This window comes from Enterococcus sp. DIV1937, from assembly GCF_050535975.1.
GTDB classification, from domain to species: domain Bacteria; phylum Bacillota; class Bacilli; order Lactobacillales; family Enterococcaceae; genus Enterococcus; species Enterococcus faecalis.
Genome location: NZ_CP172909.1, coordinates 1689126 through 1705885, shown reverse-complemented (window position 1 = coordinate 1705885; position 16760 = coordinate 1689126). Strand labels below are relative to the sequence as shown.

The following is a 16760-nucleotide window of genomic DNA, read 5'->3' as shown; positions in this document are numbered from 1 at the left end:
CGCTTTTCTTTTTTGTTTTATATGCCTATTTTTTTTAAAATAAGAAAAAGAGAAAAATTAAAAATTCAAATTGTGGATAACTTTTCTGTGTATAACTTAGTCATCATTTTTCTCTTTTTTTAATTCGGCGGTGCTTCGACGAACCCATAGAAGGTTAATGAGAACCAGACAAGAAGTGGAAATAAAGACCCCACGATAACCGAAAGCGGCAGATACGCTTGAACCAATCATAGGACCAATCACATTTCCTGTCGCTTGGAAAGATTGATTGTAACTGAAAATACGACCTGCAGCGTCACTTGGGGAATAACGAGTGATCAACGTTTGAACAGCTGGTAGTAAACAGGCATCGGAAATCCCAACTAAGAAACGAAGCATGGCAAGCTGCCAGACATTTTGAACAAAGGCCATTGGTAGGTAAACGAAAATGGCTAAAATTAAGCCAATTGTCAAGATACGTTCACTGCCAATACGATCGCCTAAGCGGCCGAAACGTGGGGCGGCTATTAACGTTGCAATCCCTGGAATAGAAGCAATGACTCCGCTAATTAAGGTGACATTTCCGTGACCACCCAACAATTGTTGAATATATAAACTGATGATGGGACTAATTGAATTATTGGAAGCTTGAATGATTAATGTCGTAATAAACATTCCAAGAATCACGTGGGGATGTTCTAGTTTTTTTAAAATTTGTTTCCCAGATGCGGCTTGATTTTTTTCAATTGGCACAAACTCTTCATGGACAAAGACGAGACTCAAAACAAAAACGAGTAATAAAATCGTACCAGTAATGAAAAAGGTTGGCCGATAACCGAAAATAGACGCAGTGACACCGCCCAAAAGAGGACCAAGCAACGTGCCGGTAACAGAACCAGTGGCTAAAGTACCAAGCACTTGACCGCTTTTTTCCTTAGGTGTGCCTGTAGCAACTAACGCAGTCGCATTACTGATATAACCAGAAAAAACACCTTGTAATAAGCGTAAGCCAATCAATTGATAAACACTTGTGACTGCGCCCATTAAACTAATGACGATAGCCATCCCTAATGAAGCGCGTAATAACATTAACTTGCGTCCTTTTCGGTCGGCTAAACGGCCCCACCAAGGTGAAACAATGGTTGTGACTAAAAAAGTGGAAGAGAACGTGATTCCGCTCCAAAAATTCAATTGTTGGTGGGTAAAAGTACCTAATGTGTTGATATAAAGAGGCATAAATGGCATCACTAAGCTAAAGCCAATACCAGCCATAAATGTGCCAAACCATAAAACGAGCAGATTTTTTTCCCAAGGTTGTCTTGGACGGAAAATTTTACTTTTAATTAATTCATACATTCTATTTCCTCACTTTCTAGTAAAGAAATTCAAATTTGGCTTTGGCGAGTAGTTGATCATTCAATGCTTGATGCAATTCATTCGCAAAAAAGCCTTCTTTTAAATTTAGTGGATTTTTTGTAGCGTACACATATAACGTATAGGTGTGCACACCAGAGCGAGGGCTTAACCCCAGATAACGTTCGGTTAACTCAGGTAACGTTTCAGTGGCAAGCGCAGGAATCATCTGTTTCCCCAAAGGAGAAGCAAGACTATTTTTTCCTTGAATGGTAGGCTTGAGTGCTGTTCGACTAAAGTCTTCAGGAATCTCATTGGTTACAGGAACATTGGCAGCTAACCAATGAATAAAAGGGAAACCGATTAGAGGAATCGTGTCATAATCAATTAATTCCCAGGATAAATAGCGGGCTTCTTTAGGAATGGCCGCTAAAGAAATAGGAAAAGATAAAATAGGACGTTCGTGTAATAAAAATTCTGCACTGGTTCGTTTGCCATAACGATCGGCCAAATGAGAACGGTTGGTAATATGCATGCCAAACAGCCTTCTTTCAAAAATAATGTTTACAAATTATTATTATAAACTATAATTTATAGTTTAAAAAGAGTCAATAGATATGATAAACTAATACTTGTCCAAAATTTAAGAATTGGAGGCGTCAGAAAGATGGCAAAAAAACGGAATTTAACGAAAGCCAAAATCCTTGAAAGTGCCCGCAATCTAGCGGAAGAATTGGGCGTTCAACAATTAACCTTTCAAAATTTAGCCGTTGATTTAGGCATCAAGTATCCTTCACTCTATAATCACTTTAAAAATATTGCTGAAGTAAAAAATGCTCTAGTGGACTTGTTAATTCAAGAATTAAATGATGCATTGCGAAGAGCCTTAGTGGGTAAGAGTGGCGCAGAAGCAATTCGGATATATGCTGAAACGTACCAACAATTTGCTTTTGAAAATTCTGCAGTCTATGAATTACTTATCAGTGTGCCGAAAACGCAAAACCAACAATTAATTGAAGGCATCCATGAAACCAATCAAATTATCTTACAACTTTTAGCTTTTTATCCATTTAATAATGAAGAACGACTGCATAAAAGTCGAGAACTACGTAGCTTAATCCATGGTTATATTACCTTACGTTTTTTAGGTTATTTTCAACGCGAAGAAGCCACGCCGGAAGAAAGTTATCGTCGCATGATTGAAGATTTTATTGCTTCTTTAGAAGTGGCAGGATAAAATAAATTTCAAAAATTTCTCAGTCCGAAACCAAATCCTTGCAACTTTTTCAGAAAGTGACTATGATACCTACAGTAGCAAAAAAAGGAGCGGTTCAATGTATCAAGTAATTACAATGTATGGCGACAATGAACCTTGGTGGTTTTTTGATGATTGGCAAGAGGACATTGTTCAAGAAAAAACCTTCGATAACTTGACCGATGCAGAGACATATTATGTGGAAGTTTGGCAAAAACTTTCTCAGAATTATACATACGTCAACACAAAGCCTAACTATTTAACGGCTTTCTGGAATGATGGGGAAGAACGCTGGTGTGAAGAATGCGATGAAGATTTACAACAATACTTCGGTTTAGCATTACTAGAAAATCATCATGCGGTTACTTTTGAAAATAAAGCTGAGTTTACCACAATATCCAATCATTTTGGCAAAACAAAATTCTGCAAACGGAAAGTTATTTGAAACGCATGAGTTTAAAGAAAAACCTCAGGGAATTTTCTTTAAACTCTTTTTCTATTCTCGGAATTTAGAGAAAATCGAACCAATATTTGGTATAATACGAAAAGATAGCACTCAAAAAGGAGCGAAACTAGTGGTTGCAAAACAATTAATTATTGCTGAAAAACCTAGCGTAGCAAAAGATTTAAGCCGCGTTTTAGGAGCAAATCAAAAAAATAAGAATTATTATGAAGGACCCAACGTGATTGTCACCTGGGCTTTAGGCCACCTCTTAGGACTAAAAATGCCAGAAGATTTAAACAAAGAATGGCAAACGTGGCAAATGGAAACTTTACCGATGATTCCTAAGAATTTAGGGATTAAACCGTTACCGAAAACGGGACATCAATTAAAAGCGATTAAACAATTAGCTAATCGTAAAGATGTTTCTGAAGCCGTAATTGCCACCGATGCTGGTCGTGAAGGTGAATTAGTGGCCCGCTGGATTTTAGAATATGTCCGTTTTAACAAACCAGTCAAACGCTTATGGATTTCATCTCAAACAGACAAAGCCATTAAAGACGGGTTTAAGAAAATTCGCCCAGCGAAAGACTACGATAATTTGTATTACTCTGCCTTGGCGCGCGCAAAAGCTGACTGGTTAGTTGGGCTAAACGTCACACGGGCCTTGACAGTGAAATATCAAGATAACTTATCCGCAGGTCGTGTTCAAACACCAACTTTAGCAATGGTGCGCCAACAAGAAAAAACGATTGAACAATTTAAGCCTCAAACTTATTTTACTATCTCGTTAACTGTTGAATCAGAAAAAGCAAAGATGACCCAAAAAAATCCATACGCTTTAAAAGAACGGCAGGAAGCAGAACAATTAGTCAAAGAACTCTCAAAACAAAAGGGCTTAGTTACCGATATCCAAGAAAAAGTTAAAACAGAAAATGCGCCGTTACCATATGATTTAACCGAAATCCAGCGTGAAGCCAACCAGCGATTCCAATTTTCTGCAAAGAAAACGTTGTCTCTTGTACAAAGTTTATACGAAACCCATAAAATTGTTTCCTATCCTCGAACTGACAGCAAATATCTAACAACGGATATGAAAGGAACGATGAAAGAACGACTTCAAGCCATTGCTGATTTTTCACCAGAAGTGAAAGGCTACCTTAAAAATGGGGCCGTTGTTAAACAACAAAAAGTTTTCCAAAATGCAAAAGTCACGGATCACCATGGGTTGATTCCAACTGAACAACGTCCTCGTTATGAAAAGCTAAGTAATGATGAACAAAAAATCTATCAAATGATTGTTCAACGATTCTTAGGTTTGTTTGCTGAGCCAAACCAAACCAAACAAACAAAAGTTACAGTCGCTTTTGGAAAAGAAATATTTGTCTTTCATCAAAATAAAGTAGTTGTTGCTGGCTGGAAAACAACAGCCGAACAGCCGCTATCAACTGTCCAATGGCAAAAAGGCATGACCGTTGCGCCAAACTTTACCATTAACAAAGAATTAACGTCGCCGCCAAAACCATTAACCGAAGGAACGTTGTTAGGAAAAATGGAGAAACACAGTTTAGGCACACCGGCAACGCGAGCTGAAATCATTGAAAAACTGATTAAATCAGAATTGATGGAACGAACCAATAGCGGTTTAAGTGTGTCTGCCAAAGGAAAGCAACTATTAGACTTGGTGAATCCATCACTTGTGACACCTGAACTAACGGAAAAATGGGAAAAGTCGCTCGAAGCAATCGCTTCGGGTCAACAAAAGAGTCAACTTTTCTTAAAGGATATTGAAGAGGATACGAAAAAATTAGTCCGTGAAATTAAACAAAGCGAGAAAAAATATCAAGATTTTTCCATTACGCAAAAAAAATGTCCAGATTGTGGCTCAAACTTACGGGAAAAAAATACGAAAGATGGGAAGATTTACGTTTGTACAAACCAAGAATGTTCTTATCGTCGGCGAAAAGATCCTAAAGTATCCAATCACCGTTGCCCACAATGCCATAAAAAAATGGTCATCATAGAAGGAAAAAATGGTCGTTCTTTCAAATGTAAATTCTGTTCGATTACTGAAAAAATTCCCGATAAAAAAGAACGAAAACAAAAAATGACTAAACATGAAGAACGTCGTTTGATGAAAAAATATTCACAACCAGACGAACCAGAAGAAAGTGCTTTAGCGCAGGCCTTAAAAGCCGCTATGAATCAAGAGTAGCGACTTGACGAATGTTGGCTCTAAATAATCAAGTCATCCATGTTGGTCTTTAGTAAACTTTCAAATAGAAAGAGAGGGACACGGATGCTCGCAAATTTAAATCAAGCAATGGATTATATTGAAGAACATTTAACGGAAGAAGTATCCTTCGATGAATTGGCAAAAAAGACAGGGATTTCTGTTTACCATTTTAAACGAACTTTTTCGTTTTTTGCGGGGATGAGTCTGGCTGAGTATATTAAAAAGAGACGTTTGGCGGAAGCAAATTTAGCATTACTTGCTGGTGAAAAAGTGACGGATGTAGCTTTTAAATATGGTTATCAAAGTATTGAAGGATTCTCAAGAGCTTTTCGCGATTGGTCAGGACAAGCCCCTTCTGAAGTAATGAAAACACAAATCCAAAAAACGTTCCCTAAATTCTCTTTCTATATTGATATTAAAGGAGGACAATCAATGGATGTTAAATTGATTGAAAAACCAGCGTTTCAAATAGTCGGAGTTAGTCAGAAGGTTCCCTTGCAGTATCAAAAGGAAAATCAAGCAATCATGGAATTAGCACAGCGCATTACACCACAACAACGAGCGGAAATGCATACATTTGATGATGTATATCCTCATCAAGTAGTAAATGCTTCTTTTGACTTTCAAGAGGGACGAACAACAGAAGGTGGAGAAATGACACACATGATTGGCTTTGCCACTTTGCAAGAAAATATCTATGAAGATTTGGAGCAACTAAGCGTACCTGCTCATACATGGGCGGTTTTTCCAAATGAAGGTCCTTTCCCACAAACTTTACAAGAAACCTGGGCAAGGATATTCTCTGAATGGTTGCCTTCATCTGGTTACCAAGTCGTTGCAGCACCAGAAATTTCGTTTACGCAATATCAAGGACCAGCAGAAGCTAAGTACAGTGAAATCTGGCTCGCTGTTACAGCTACTAAATAAAGAAAACCCACCATTGAAAAATGGTGGGTTTTTCCGCCAAGAAGGAGAAAGTTTGGTATAATAAACGTGAAGAAAAAAATCAGACCTTCTAAACTGAAATCTAGCTATGGATAAGTGATGCGAATACGGAATCATGGAGAAAAAATAATTCTCCGAGGTTTTAGAGTCATGTTGTTTAGAATGGTACCAAAACGGGATTTACAATAACTTCGCTACCATCTTCGTTTTAGAGTCATGTTGTTTAGAATGGTACCAAAACTTATGTGATTGAGGGAATTTTGATTGATGCGTTTTAGAGTCATGTTGTTTAGAATGGTACCAAAACATAAGGCTAAAGAATCTATCAAGAAAGTAAGTTTTAGAGTCATGTTGTTTAGAATGGTACCAAAACCTTAAAGCGTTCCGAATAGCGTTCTAAGAAGTTTTAGAGTCATGTTGTTTAGAATGGTACCAAAACTAAGCATTTTTTTGATGTGTAATACTTATCGTTTTAGAGTCATGTTGTTTAGAATGGTACCAAAACCTTATTTAAAAGACGGCAATATTAAAAACAGTTTTAGAGTCATGTTGTTTAGAATGGTACCAAAACAAACTTTTTTGATTTGGCTTTTTCTCCCCTGTTTTATAGCCATGTTGTTAAAAAACAAACTATCACCTCAAGCAATCCGTAATTTTCATCACAAGATTAGAATTTTTATCATCAAAGACGAGCTGTTTCAATTTTCGAAAACTAATCAAGTGATAAGTCAAAATGTTGATAGATTGAGATTAGTTCTTCCTTTTTTTAGGAAGGGCTTTTTTTATTGATAGAAGAAAGGGAAGAAATCTTGGTAGCACCTAAAAAAATTGTGAGAAATGCTTCTGTATTGTTTGGTTTCTGCCTCAGAAAGTTGTATACTTAGATTGGAATTATTCTATATTACATGCATTTTCACACTTTTTGGAAAAGTTCACTTGAATTTTCTTTTAGTTTCGTAGATAAAAGGAGTCATCGCTAATGGAAATGAACAATTCAGGTAAGCTTGTTTCTTTGTGTGGAGGCAAATCAGGGAGGAAATAATATGTTTGATATTGTAACATTGGCGAGAATCCAATTTGCGATGACAACAGTTTTCCACTTTTTCTTCGTACCGTTTTCAATAGGATTAGCACTTGTTGTAGCAATTATGGAAACAATGTACGTTGTGAAAAAAGAGGAACGTTATCGTAAAATGGCCAAGTTTTGGGGAAATATATTCCTATTAAGCTTCGCTGTTGGGGTTGTAACCGGGATTATTCAAGAATTTCAGTTTGGGATGAACTGGTCTGATTACTCTCGATTCGTCGGAGATATTTTTGGGGCACCGTTGGCGGTAGAAGCGCTCTTAGCTTTCTTCTTAGAGTCAACATTCTTAGGTTTGTGGATCTTTACTTGGGATAAAATGAATCCAAAAGTTCACGTAACCTTTATCTGGTTAGTCGTATTCGGTTCAATGATGTCTGCTTTCTGGATTTTAGTTGCCAATAGTTTTATGCAACATCCAGTAGGTTATGTCATCAATAATGGCCGTGCTGAAATGGTGGACTTTGTAGCTGTCATCAGCAATCCAAAAGTTTGGTATGAATTTTCACACGTTATCATGGGCGCCTTTACATTGGGCGGCATGGCAGTAGCTGGTATGGCTGCTTTCCAATTGTTGAAAAAACGGGATATTTCATTCCACAAAGCATCTATGCGCATTGGCTTATGGGTTACTTTGTTCGGTTCAATCGGCGTTTTATTAGCTGGCGACTTGCAAATGAAAGCTCTAATTGAAGGACAACCAATGAAATTTGCGGCGATGGAGGGGGCCTATGAAGACTCTGATGATCCTGCTGCTTGGACATTGATTGCTTGGGCAGATGAACGAGAACATAAACAAGTTTTTGGTATCGATATTCCGTATATGCTAAGTATTTTATCGTATAATAAATTATCAGGTTCGGTTGATGGGATGGATACAGTCAACAAGCGCTTGGTAGAAAAATATGGGGATGATAAAAATTATTATCCACCAGTTAACACTTTATTCTGGAGCTTCCGTATCATGGCTGGTTTTGGTGCCTTAATGTTATTGGTTGCTGCCTTAGGACTATTCTTTACAAGGAAGAAAAAACCATCGCTGTACGAGAAGAAATGGATGCTGTGGATTGTTGCTTTATGTACGTTCGCACCATTCCTTGCCAATACAACAGGTTGGTTAGTCACTGAATTAGGTCGTTATCCGTGGACTGTCTATGGATTATTTACGATTGAACAAAGTGTTTCACCAAATGTATCGGTTGCTTCATTAATTACGTCAAATGTCATTTATTTCTTATTATTTGCTGGTTTAGGTAGTGTCATGGTTTACTTGGTTATTTTAGAATTACGTAAAGGACCAGACTATGAAGCGAAAAAATTAGCGAAAGAAAATGAACCAGCGTTGGATCCATTTGATAAGGGGGTATTTGGCGAATGAGTACACTACAATTATTATGGTTTGTCCTTATCGGCGTCTTGTTCTCAGGTTTCTTCTTCTTAGAAGGATTTGACTTTGGTGTTGGAATGGCCGTTCAAACGTTGGCACACAATGACGACGAAAAAGATCAAGTCGTTGCAACAATTGGACCTGTTTGGGACGGAAACGAAGTTTGGCTATTAACAGCGGGCGGCGCAATGTTTGCCTCTTTCCCATATTGGTATGCTTCATTATTTAGTGGCTACTATTTAATTCTATTTACGATTTTATTTGGCTTAATTATTCGCGGAGTTTCCTTTGAATTCCGCCATAACATGCCGGAAGGTAAACGTCGTCGGATGTGGAACTGGACGCTATCAATTGGTAGTTTCCTTGTACCGTTCTTCTTTGGTATTTTGTTTATCAGCTTAGTCCAAGGGATGCCTTTAGATGCAAACGGCAATATGCATGCGCAATTTACGGATTATTTTAATCTGTTTTCAATTGTTGGTGGAGTAGCCTTAACATTACTTTGCTACTTACACGGCATGAACTATATTGCTTTAAAAACAGAAGGCCCAATTCGTGAACGTGCTCGAAATTATGCAGAAATCTTATACGGCGTTTTATATGTCGGTTTAGTTGTTTTTGCAGTGTTGATGTACTTCAAAACGGACTTTTATGAAAAGAACTTTGCGGTCACTTTAATTTTAACGTTAGCAATTGTGGTCTTAACGGTCATTGCTAATGTTGGGGTGTTTAAACGCAAAGAGATGTTAGCTTTTCTAGCGAGTGGTTTAACATTAGTTGTACTAGTTGCTCTCTTGTTCAGTGGCTTGTTCCCACGTGTTATGATTGGTAGTGAAGGTTTTGATTTGTTGATTAAAGATGCAACAAGCACACCATATACACTAAAAATTATGACGTGGATTTCTTTAAGCATTTTACCATTCGTGTTAGCTTATACTGCTTGGTCCTATTATATTTTCAGAAAACGTATTTCACAGACAGCCGTACCAGAGGGGTATTAAATCTATGATTGATAAAGACATCTTACAGATGCCTAAAATCAAAAAAATTCTTGTCTTGCTTGCAGGTTTTTCTTTCCTGCAAGCAGTCTTTATAATTGGGCAAGCTTTTTTTCTTTCAAAAGCCATTGTCGGCCTTTGGAGTGGCGGGCATCTTAACCAACAACTACAGAGTATTTTACTCTTTTTTATTTTTTATCTTGGTCGACATGTTATTACGTATTTTCGTGAGAGAATGCTCGATACATTTAGTTATGAACGCTCAAAAGAATTACGCGAACAATTATTAACTAAAATTTTCCGTTTGGGGCCAAATGTTGTTCAAAAAAATGGAACTGGAAATATGGTTACTATGGCTTTAGAAGGCATCAGTCAAACCGAAAATTATTTACAATTGATTTTGACAAAAATGATGAATATGATGATTATTCCTTGGATTATTTTGGCCTTTGTTTTTACACAAGATATTCGTTCAGGCATAACATTGCTGATTGTTTTTCCGATTATTATTATTTTTATGATTGTGTTAGGTTATGCAGCACAAAGTAAAGCGGACAAGCAATATGCGGCGTTTCAAATGCTTTCCAATCATTTTATTGATTCCTTGCGAGGAATTGACACGCTGAAACTGTTTGGGTTGAGCAAAAAATATGCTGGGAGTATTTACCATACAAGTGAACGATTCAGAAAAGCGACCATGAGTACATTGAAAATTGCTATTTTATCAACCTTTGCGTTAGACTTTTTTACGACATTATCGGTAGCTGTTGTGGCAGTTTTCCTTGGATTAAGTTTATTAAACGGCACGATTTTATTATTTCCTGCCTTGGTTACTTTAATTTTAGCACCTGAGTTCTTTTTACCGATTCGTGATTTTTCAAGTGATTATCACGCAACCTTAGATGGAAAAAACTCTTTTCAAGCGATCCAAGCGGTATTAGCATTGCCAGAAGCAGAACAGACCGATGTGCTCACGTTAGATGATTGGCATCAAGAAAGTCAGTTGTCAGTCACAGCGTTAAATTTTTCCTATGAAGATGCAACGCAAGAAGCGATTCAATCGTTGCAATTCTCTGTTGATGGTCGCAAAAAGATTGGAATTATCGGGGCGAGTGGTTCTGGTAAGTCAACGTTAATTAATTTATTAAGTGGCTTTTTATTGCCAACAGAAGAAACGAGTCAATTGGCGATAAATGGCCAAACGATTCCACATTTTTTACAAAAAGACTGGCAAAAACAAATCCTTTATATTCCGCAAGCACCATATATTTTTCAAGATACTTTGGCAAACAATATTCGCTTTTATACACCTGAAGCAACAGATGAGGCGATTCAGCAAGCGATTCAGTTAGTTGGCTTAGACGAGCTGGTTAAAGATCTTCCCGAAGGAATTCATACCTTGATTGGGGAAAGTGGTCGAATGTTAAGTGGGGGACAAGCGCAACGAGTAGCGTTGGCCCGCGCCTTTGTCGATCAAAAACGCCACGTCTTGCTGTTTGATGAGCCGACAGCGCATTTGGATATTGAAACAGAAGTTGAAATGAAAGAGCGCATGTTGCCATTAATGAACAATCATCTTGTCTTCTTTGCGACACATCGTCTGCATTGGATGGAAGAAATGGATTACATTTTAGTGATGGAAAAAGGTCAATTAGTGGAACAAGGAACGTTAGCAGAGTTGATTGAAAAAGATGGCTACTATGTTCAATTAATGAAGCAAATGAGAGGAGGACGCCAATGATGGAAAAACAGCCGACAACGAAAGACGTTTGGAAAAACGATCAATGGGTTCGTCCTTTCTTAAAACGCTATAAAAAAACCTTGTATTTTGCCTTACTTTTAGGCTTCTTGACGTTCTTTAGCGCAGGGGCATTAATGTTTACGTCTGGTTACTTAATCAGTCGTGCGGCTTCCTTACCAGAGAATATTTTATTAATTTATATTCCCATTGTTTTAACAAGAGCATTCGGGATTGGCCGTCCTGTTTTTCGTTATGTGGAGCGTCTAACGAGTCATAACTGGGTGTTAAAAATGACCTCTGATCTGCGCTTGAAACTTTATAATGTACTAGAAAAAGATGCGATTTTCTTTAAGACAAAATATCGCACTGGGGATATCTTAGGTTTGCTTTCGGAGGATATTAATCATATCCAAAACTTGTATTTACGAACGATTTTCCCAACCGTTATTGCTTGGATTTTGTATATCTTTTTAGTGATTGCATTAGGTTTCTTTTCTTGGTGGTTTGCTTTATGCATGTTACTGATGTTAGGAGTGGTTGTTTTTCTATTACCACTTGTTTCAGTTCTAGTGAATGGTGCGCGTCAAGAAAAACATAAATATGCCAAAAATGAGTTATATCAAACACTAACCGACAATATTCTAGGTGTGTCTGATTGGGTATTTAGTCAACGAGGCTCTGAATTCGTTGCTCGTTATGAAACAGATGAAGCAAACGTTCGTGCATTAGATGAAAAAATGAAGCAATTTAACCGTGGCCGAGACTTTGTTTTACAACTTCTGTTTGGTGTGATTGCGATTGCTGTCTTAGCTTGGACTAGTGTGCGGTTTCCAGGTAATCATGGGGGCGCAGCCAATTGGATTGGTGCCTTTGTTTTAACCGTTTTTCCGTTAATTGATGCTTTTGCTCCGCTACCTGCTGCAGCACAGGAAACAACGATTTATAAGGATTCCATTCGTCGTTTTAATGAGCTTCCTGAAGGGGAAGATGACTCAACAGAAGCGCCTGTTCAGCCAAATGGCACCAGTTTATCGATAGAACATTTGTCTTTTGCATATGAAAATCAAGAGAAAAAGGTATTAAATGACTTATCGTTAACAATTCCTGAAAAACAAAAATTAGCGATTTTAGGACGCAGTGGTTCCGGAAAGAGTACGTTGGCTTCGCTCATTCGTGGTGATTTACGGCCTACTTCGGGAGAAATCCTTTTAGGAAATATCCCAACTGAGGCATTTGGTGAGACGATGACTGAATATATTGGGGTTATGCATCAAGCACCGTACCTATTTCGAACAACCATTTTAAATAATATTCGGATTGGTAGAGAAGAAGCAAGCGAAGCAGAAGTTTGGGCGGTTTTAGAAAAAGTTGGCTTAAAAGAAATGGTTGCCCAATTACCAGAAGGTTTACAAACAATGGTGGATGAAGCAGGTTTGCGTTTTTCTGGTGGCGAACGACATCGCTTGGCGCTAGCGCGGATTCTTTTGCAAGATACACCGATTGTGTTATTAGACGAACCAACTACTGGTTTAGATCCAATTACAGAACAGCAATTGCTGGAAACCTTTTTTGAGGCATTAAAAGATAAAACCGTCATCTGGATTACCCACCATTTGCAAGGCGTAACTTTGATGGATCAAGTGATCTTTATTGAAGATGGCCAATTAGAGATGAGTGGTACGCCAGAAGAATTACTTGCAACCAATGCGCATTATCAGAAACTTTACCGAATTGATCGTGGCATTAGTTCTTTCGAGGAATAAAAAAACGACTGGTTGTTGATTAAAGCAAACAATCAGTCGTTTTTCTATTTCAATTAATGGCAATTCTTCCATAAAACGTTTAAAATGAACGATGTAATAAGAGCTCAGTTAAGGAAAGTAAGGTTTCTTTTGCTGTGCCATCAGGCAATTGTTGAATATCAGTGATTGCTTTGTTGGTTACTTTTTTAGCAAAAGCTTGTGCTTCTGTAACGCCATGATAGTCATTGACTAGCGCCGCAACTTCAGCTGCCTCTTCTAAGGTAATGGCGCGTCCTTTATCCAAATAAGGGCCGAATACGTCAGGTGCTGCTTGATAAGCGAAGAGAAGGGGTAACGTATAAACACCTTGTGACAAGTCTTCTAAAGCGGGCTTTTTCAAAGTTTCCGTGTCGGCAGTGTAATCTAAAATATCGTCATAGACTTGAAAAGCAATGCCAATATGACGGCCAATTCGTTTAGCTAAACGTTGGACTTCTTTTGAACTATGACCGAAATAGGCCCCTTCAAGACAGCTTAGTGAAAAAAGTTCGGCTGTTTTGCCGTTGACACTTCTTAAATAAGCAGGAATCGACATGCGGCGGTCAAATCGATGACTCATTTGATCGAGTTCACCAAGTAATAACCGTTTCATTCCTTGTGCATTGATTTTCATAAATTCAGAGCCATTCATGGCATCTGCAATCAAAGTAAAGAATTCAGTGAATAGTAAATCACCTGTGTAAACAGCCACGTCTTTACCATATTGTGATTGAATAGTCACAGCGCCTCGGCGCAATGGAGAATCGTCAATAATGTCATCGTGAATCAACGTAGCCATATGTAGGATTTCCAAAGATGCAGCTATTTTTAATAGTTGTTGTTTCTCTTGTTTTTCTTCATCACCCAGTTGAGCAAAAAGAAAGAAAAAAGCGGGGCGTAATAATTTGCCGCCAGAACGAGCCAAAGTTACTAAGGCTTCTTCAATGTCTTCGTTGCGTGTATGCAACGTTTGTTCAATTAATTCACATGTTTCCGTTAAAGAACGTTCAACGTCAGGAAACGACTTCCAAAATGTGTTCATAAATATACTACGATCCTTTCAGTGGTTCAATACTATTTGATTGTATACGAATTGGCGACAGAAATACAGTAATTAAGTTTTAAAAGTAACAAAGTTTGTAAAAAAGTAGCGGAGGGATAGTTTGAATCGAGAAATATTTTTTGAATTAGTAGAATTAAAAGCAAAAACAGCGAGTGTTTTGCCATTTTTGTTAGGAATTTGTTTTAGTTGGTACCAATATGGGCGGCTCCATGTTGGTTATGTTTTAATTTTTTTCATTGCGATGTTTATTTTTAATATGGCGGTCGATATTTTAGATAATTATAATGATTACCATCATGCTACAGAAGTTCATGATTATAAGGAAAAAACGAATATTATCGGTCGAGAAAATTTATCTTTGCCATTAATACGCAAAATGATTTTTTGGATGATTCTCGTTTCTGCTTTAATGGGGATTGGGTTGTCATTTATTGTTGGCTGGCCGTTATTAATTATGGGTCTTTATTGTTACTTAATTGGTATTTTTTATTCATCAGGACCGAAACCTTTGTCCAGTCTACCATTAGGGGAAGTTTTCTCAGGATTTACAATGGGGTTCATGATTACCCTTATTTGTGTCTACATTAATACGTTTGAAGTTTTCAATTGGTCAGCAGCTAATTTATGGGGGATTTTCTTAGTCGCTTTACCTAATACTTGTTACATTGCTAACTTAATGTTAGCAAATAATATCTGTGACTTAGAGGAAGATGAAAATAACAAGAGATATACATTAGTTCATTACCTTGGCAAAGCAAGTTCTTTGAAATTATTCGTCGGATTAAATACAATAGCAATGTTAGCCATTTTGTTAGCTGTCGGGTTAGGATTAACCCCGCCAACAATGTTACTCATGCTTTTAACTTTACCTTTTGTACGGAAACAAACCCAAGCCTTACTGAAGGAACAAGTGAAGAGTAAAACATTTGTTTGTGCTGTGAAGATCTTAGCTGTGGGAGCAACTGCACAAGTGCTATTTTTTGCCATAGGTTTGTGGTGGCTGTAAATTTTTTATAGAGTGGAAGGGAATCAAAATGAATAAGAAACATGTTGTTATTTTAGGTGCTGGTTACGCAGGCTTAAAAACATTACGCGAATTACAAAAAGGCGCCAAAGACGTCGAAATTACTTTAGTGGATCGTAATAACTATCACTACGAAGCAACGGACTTGCATGAAGTTGCTGCTGGAACACAACCAGCTGAAAAAATCACATACAATATTATGGATGTTGTCGATGAAAAAATGACCACCTTTATCCAAGGAACAGTTCAAACAATTGATGCTGCAACACAAACAGTTGCTTTAGAAGATGGCCAAACAATCAATTATGATTACTTAGTTGTTTCTCTTGGGTTTGAATCAGAATCATTTGGTATCCCTGGTGTGCAAGAACATGCTCTACAAATGGTAGATGTGAAAACGGCTTTAAACGTGTATGAACATATCCAAGAACAAATGCGTCAATACAAAGCAACTCAAAACGAAGAATTCTTAAAAATTGTTGTCTGCGGAGCAGGCTTTACAGGGATTGAATTATTAGGTTCTCTTGTTGAAAATAAACCAAAATTTGCTGAAATCGCAGGTGTCTCAGCAGATCAAATCCAAATTTATTGTGTCGAAGCAGTTACTCGCCTATTGCCGATGTTTAACGAAAAACTTGCGAACTATGGTGTGCAATTATTAAAAGATTCAGCTATTCATTTATTATTAGGTAAACCGATTAAAGAAATCAAACCAGGCGCAGTTGTTTATCAAGATAACGAAGCAGGCGACTTGGCAGAACTTTCTGCTAAAACAATTATTTGGACAACGGGTGTTAGTGGAAGCCACGTTGTAGGCGATTCTGGATTTGAAGCTCGTCGTGGTCGTGTCATGGTTCAACCAGATTTAACAGATGCGAACCATAGCAACGTCTATATTATTGGTGACTGCTCAGCAGTGATGGATACAGAAACCAATCGACCTTACCCAACAACAGCACAAATCGCCTTGAAGATGGGCGCTCATGCTGCTAAAAATATTCAAGCACAATTGAAAGGGGAAGCAACTAAACCTTTCAGCTTTAAATCACAAGGTTCTGTTTGTTCTGTCGGAAATACACGTGCTTTAGGAATCGTTGGTAAAACAGACATTAAAGGATACCCAGCTTCATTCATGAAAAAAATTATCATGAACAAAGCGCTCTTTGAAACAGGTGGTACCAAAGAAATGATGGCTAAAGGTCGTTTCGACTTATACCATTAAGAATCAGCAAAATAAGAAATAATGAGGTCGGGACAGAACCGTTTAGCTCCGAGAAATAAGAAGAAATTTCCGAAAATTGCTCTTTAATTTTTGGAGAATTTCGGCTTATTTCCGAAGGAGTTGGTTCTGTTCCCGCCGTTTATCAGTTTTTGAGCGTGGAGCAAAAATCCAAAGTGATTTTTGTCCCACGCTCATTTTTCTTAAATGAAAGTTTTTAAAAAATTTCCATGATTTTTCAAGTAAAATGAGG

General features: G+C 37.6%; 13 protein-coding genes and 1 CRISPR repeat array. Of the genes, 10 read left to right on the top strand and 3 right to left on the bottom strand.

Translation table 11 applies throughout. The features are described 5' to 3' along the window. Window positions 1–96 precede the first annotated feature (96 nt). Together IGL13_RS08265 and IGL13_RS08260 are read right to left on the bottom strand one after the other, a co-directional pair. Window positions 97–1335: a multidrug efflux MFS transporter gene (locus IGL13_RS08265; RefSeq protein WP_002356962.1), complete on the bottom strand. Its 1239-nt coding sequence runs from the start codon at window positions 1333–1335 to the stop codon at window positions 97–99. 16 nt (window positions 1336–1351) lie between these two features. Continuing rightward, entirely contained in the window at window positions 1352–1867 is a 516-nt protein-coding gene (locus IGL13_RS08260) for a YbhB/YbcL family Raf kinase inhibitor-like protein (RefSeq protein WP_002356963.1), read from the bottom strand. 132 nt (window positions 1868–1999) lie between these two features. On the opposite strand from IGL13_RS08260, the gene IGL13_RS08255 reads away from it, so the two are divergent. From IGL13_RS08255 to cydC, 8 genes are all read left to right on the top strand, one after another. Beyond that, window positions 2000–2569, top strand: coding sequence for a TetR/AcrR family transcriptional regulator (locus IGL13_RS08255; RefSeq protein ID WP_002356965.1), 570 nt, complete (start codon window positions 2000–2002; stop codon window positions 2567–2569). 97 nt (window positions 2570–2666) lie between these two features. Beyond that, window positions 2667–3032 (top strand): DUF1033 family protein, encoded by a 366-nt coding sequence (locus tag IGL13_RS08250; RefSeq protein WP_002356966.1) that lies wholly within the window; start codon window positions 2667–2669, stop codon window positions 3030–3032. Between the two features lie 130 nt (window positions 3033–3162). Then, window positions 3163–5244 carry a DNA topoisomerase III gene (locus IGL13_RS08245; protein WP_002378482.1) on the top strand — a complete coding sequence of 694 codons (2082 nt, stop codon included), beginning with the start codon at window positions 3163–3165 and terminating at the stop codon, window positions 5242–5244. An 84-nt stretch (window positions 5245–5328) separates the two neighbouring features. Continuing rightward, complete coding sequence (locus IGL13_RS08240; protein ID WP_002378481.1) at window positions 5329–6192, top strand: AraC family transcriptional regulator; 864 nt, start codon at window positions 5329–5331, stop codon at window positions 6190–6192. Window positions 6193–6349: 157 nt separating this feature from the next. Further along, window positions 6350–6781: direct repeats of the CRISPR family, unit length 36 nt; unit sequence GTTTTAGAGTCATGTTGTTTAGAATGGTACCAAAAC. A gap of 472 nt (window positions 6782–7253) precedes the next feature. After that, window positions 7254–8672 carry a cytochrome ubiquinol oxidase subunit I gene (locus tag IGL13_RS08235; RefSeq protein ID WP_002356974.1) on the top strand — a complete coding sequence of 473 codons (1419 nt, stop codon included), beginning with the start codon at window positions 7254–7256 and terminating at the stop codon, window positions 8670–8672. Further along, window positions 8669–9682, top strand: a complete 1014-nt coding sequence (cydB, locus tag IGL13_RS08230) for a cytochrome d ubiquinol oxidase subunit II (protein ID WP_002356976.1) — start codon at window positions 8669–8671, stop codon at window positions 9680–9682. The genes IGL13_RS08235 and cydB overlap by 4 nt, the downstream gene beginning before the upstream one ends. Before the next feature lie 4 nt (window positions 9683–9686). Further along, window positions 9687–11420 carry a thiol reductant ABC exporter subunit CydD gene (gene cydD / locus IGL13_RS08225; RefSeq protein WP_002378477.1) on the top strand — a complete coding sequence of 578 codons (1734 nt, stop codon included), beginning with the start codon at window positions 9687–9689 and terminating at the stop codon, window positions 11418–11420. Next, a complete protein-coding gene (gene cydC / locus IGL13_RS08220; RefSeq protein WP_002364246.1) occupies window positions 11417–13183 on the top strand; it encodes a thiol reductant ABC exporter subunit CydC in 1767 nt (588 codons plus the stop codon). The genes cydD and cydC overlap by 4 nt, the downstream gene beginning before the upstream one ends. A gap of 79 nt (window positions 13184–13262) precedes the next feature. Here the strand turns inward: cydC and IGL13_RS08215 are convergent, their stop codons facing one another. Next, window positions 13263–14243 (bottom strand): polyprenyl synthetase family protein, encoded by a 981-nt coding sequence (locus tag IGL13_RS08215; RefSeq protein WP_002378476.1) that lies wholly within the window; start codon window positions 14241–14243, stop codon window positions 13263–13265. A gap of 121 nt (window positions 14244–14364) precedes the next feature. Between IGL13_RS08215 and IGL13_RS08210 the strand changes: the two genes are divergently transcribed. Then, a complete protein-coding gene (locus tag IGL13_RS08210) occupies window positions 14365–15270 on the top strand; it encodes a prenyltransferase (RefSeq protein WP_002360016.1) in 906 nt (301 codons plus the stop codon). Window positions 15271–15298: 28 nt separating this feature from the next. Then, entirely contained in the window at window positions 15299–16510 is a 1212-nt protein-coding gene (locus IGL13_RS08205; protein ID WP_002378475.1) for an NAD(P)/FAD-dependent oxidoreductase, read from the top strand. Window positions 16511–16760: the final 250 nt, after the last annotated feature.

Bases quoted from the DNA above. Each gene is read 5' to 3' on its own strand.
- IGL13_RS08240 (WP_002378481.1), top strand. From the start codon at position 5,329: ATGCTCGCAAATTTAAATCAAGCAATGGATTATATTGAAGAACATTTA.
- IGL13_RS08235 (WP_002356974.1), top strand. From the start codon at position 7,254: ATGTTTGATATTGTAACATTGGCGAGAATCCAATTTGCGATGACAACA.
- IGL13_RS08250 (WP_002356966.1), top strand. From the start codon at position 2,667: ATGTATCAAGTAATTACAATGTATGGCGACAATGAACCTTGGTGGTTT.
- IGL13_RS08215 (WP_002378476.1), bottom strand. From the start codon at position 14,243: ATGAACACATTTTGGAAGTCGTTTCCTGACGTTGAACGTTCTTTAACG.
- IGL13_RS08260 (WP_002356963.1), bottom strand. From the start codon at position 1,867: ATGCATATTACCAACCGTTCTCATTTGGCCGATCGTTATGGCAAACGA.
- IGL13_RS08265 (WP_002356962.1), bottom strand. From the start codon at position 1,335: ATGTATGAATTAATTAAAAGTAAAATTTTCCGTCCAAGACAACCTTGG.
- IGL13_RS08255 (WP_002356965.1), top strand. From the start codon at position 2,000: ATGGCAAAAAAACGGAATTTAACGAAAGCCAAAATCCTTGAAAGTGCC.
- cydD (WP_002378477.1), top strand. From the start codon at position 9,687: ATGATTGATAAAGACATCTTACAGATGCCTAAAATCAAAAAAATTCTT.
- cydC (WP_002364246.1), top strand. From the start codon at position 11,417: ATGATGGAAAAACAGCCGACAACGAAAGACGTTTGGAAAAACGATCAA.
- cydB (WP_002356976.1), top strand. From the start codon at position 8,669: ATGAGTACACTACAATTATTATGGTTTGTCCTTATCGGCGTCTTGTTC.
- IGL13_RS08205 (WP_002378475.1), top strand. From the start codon at position 15,299: ATGAATAAGAAACATGTTGTTATTTTAGGTGCTGGTTACGCAGGCTTA.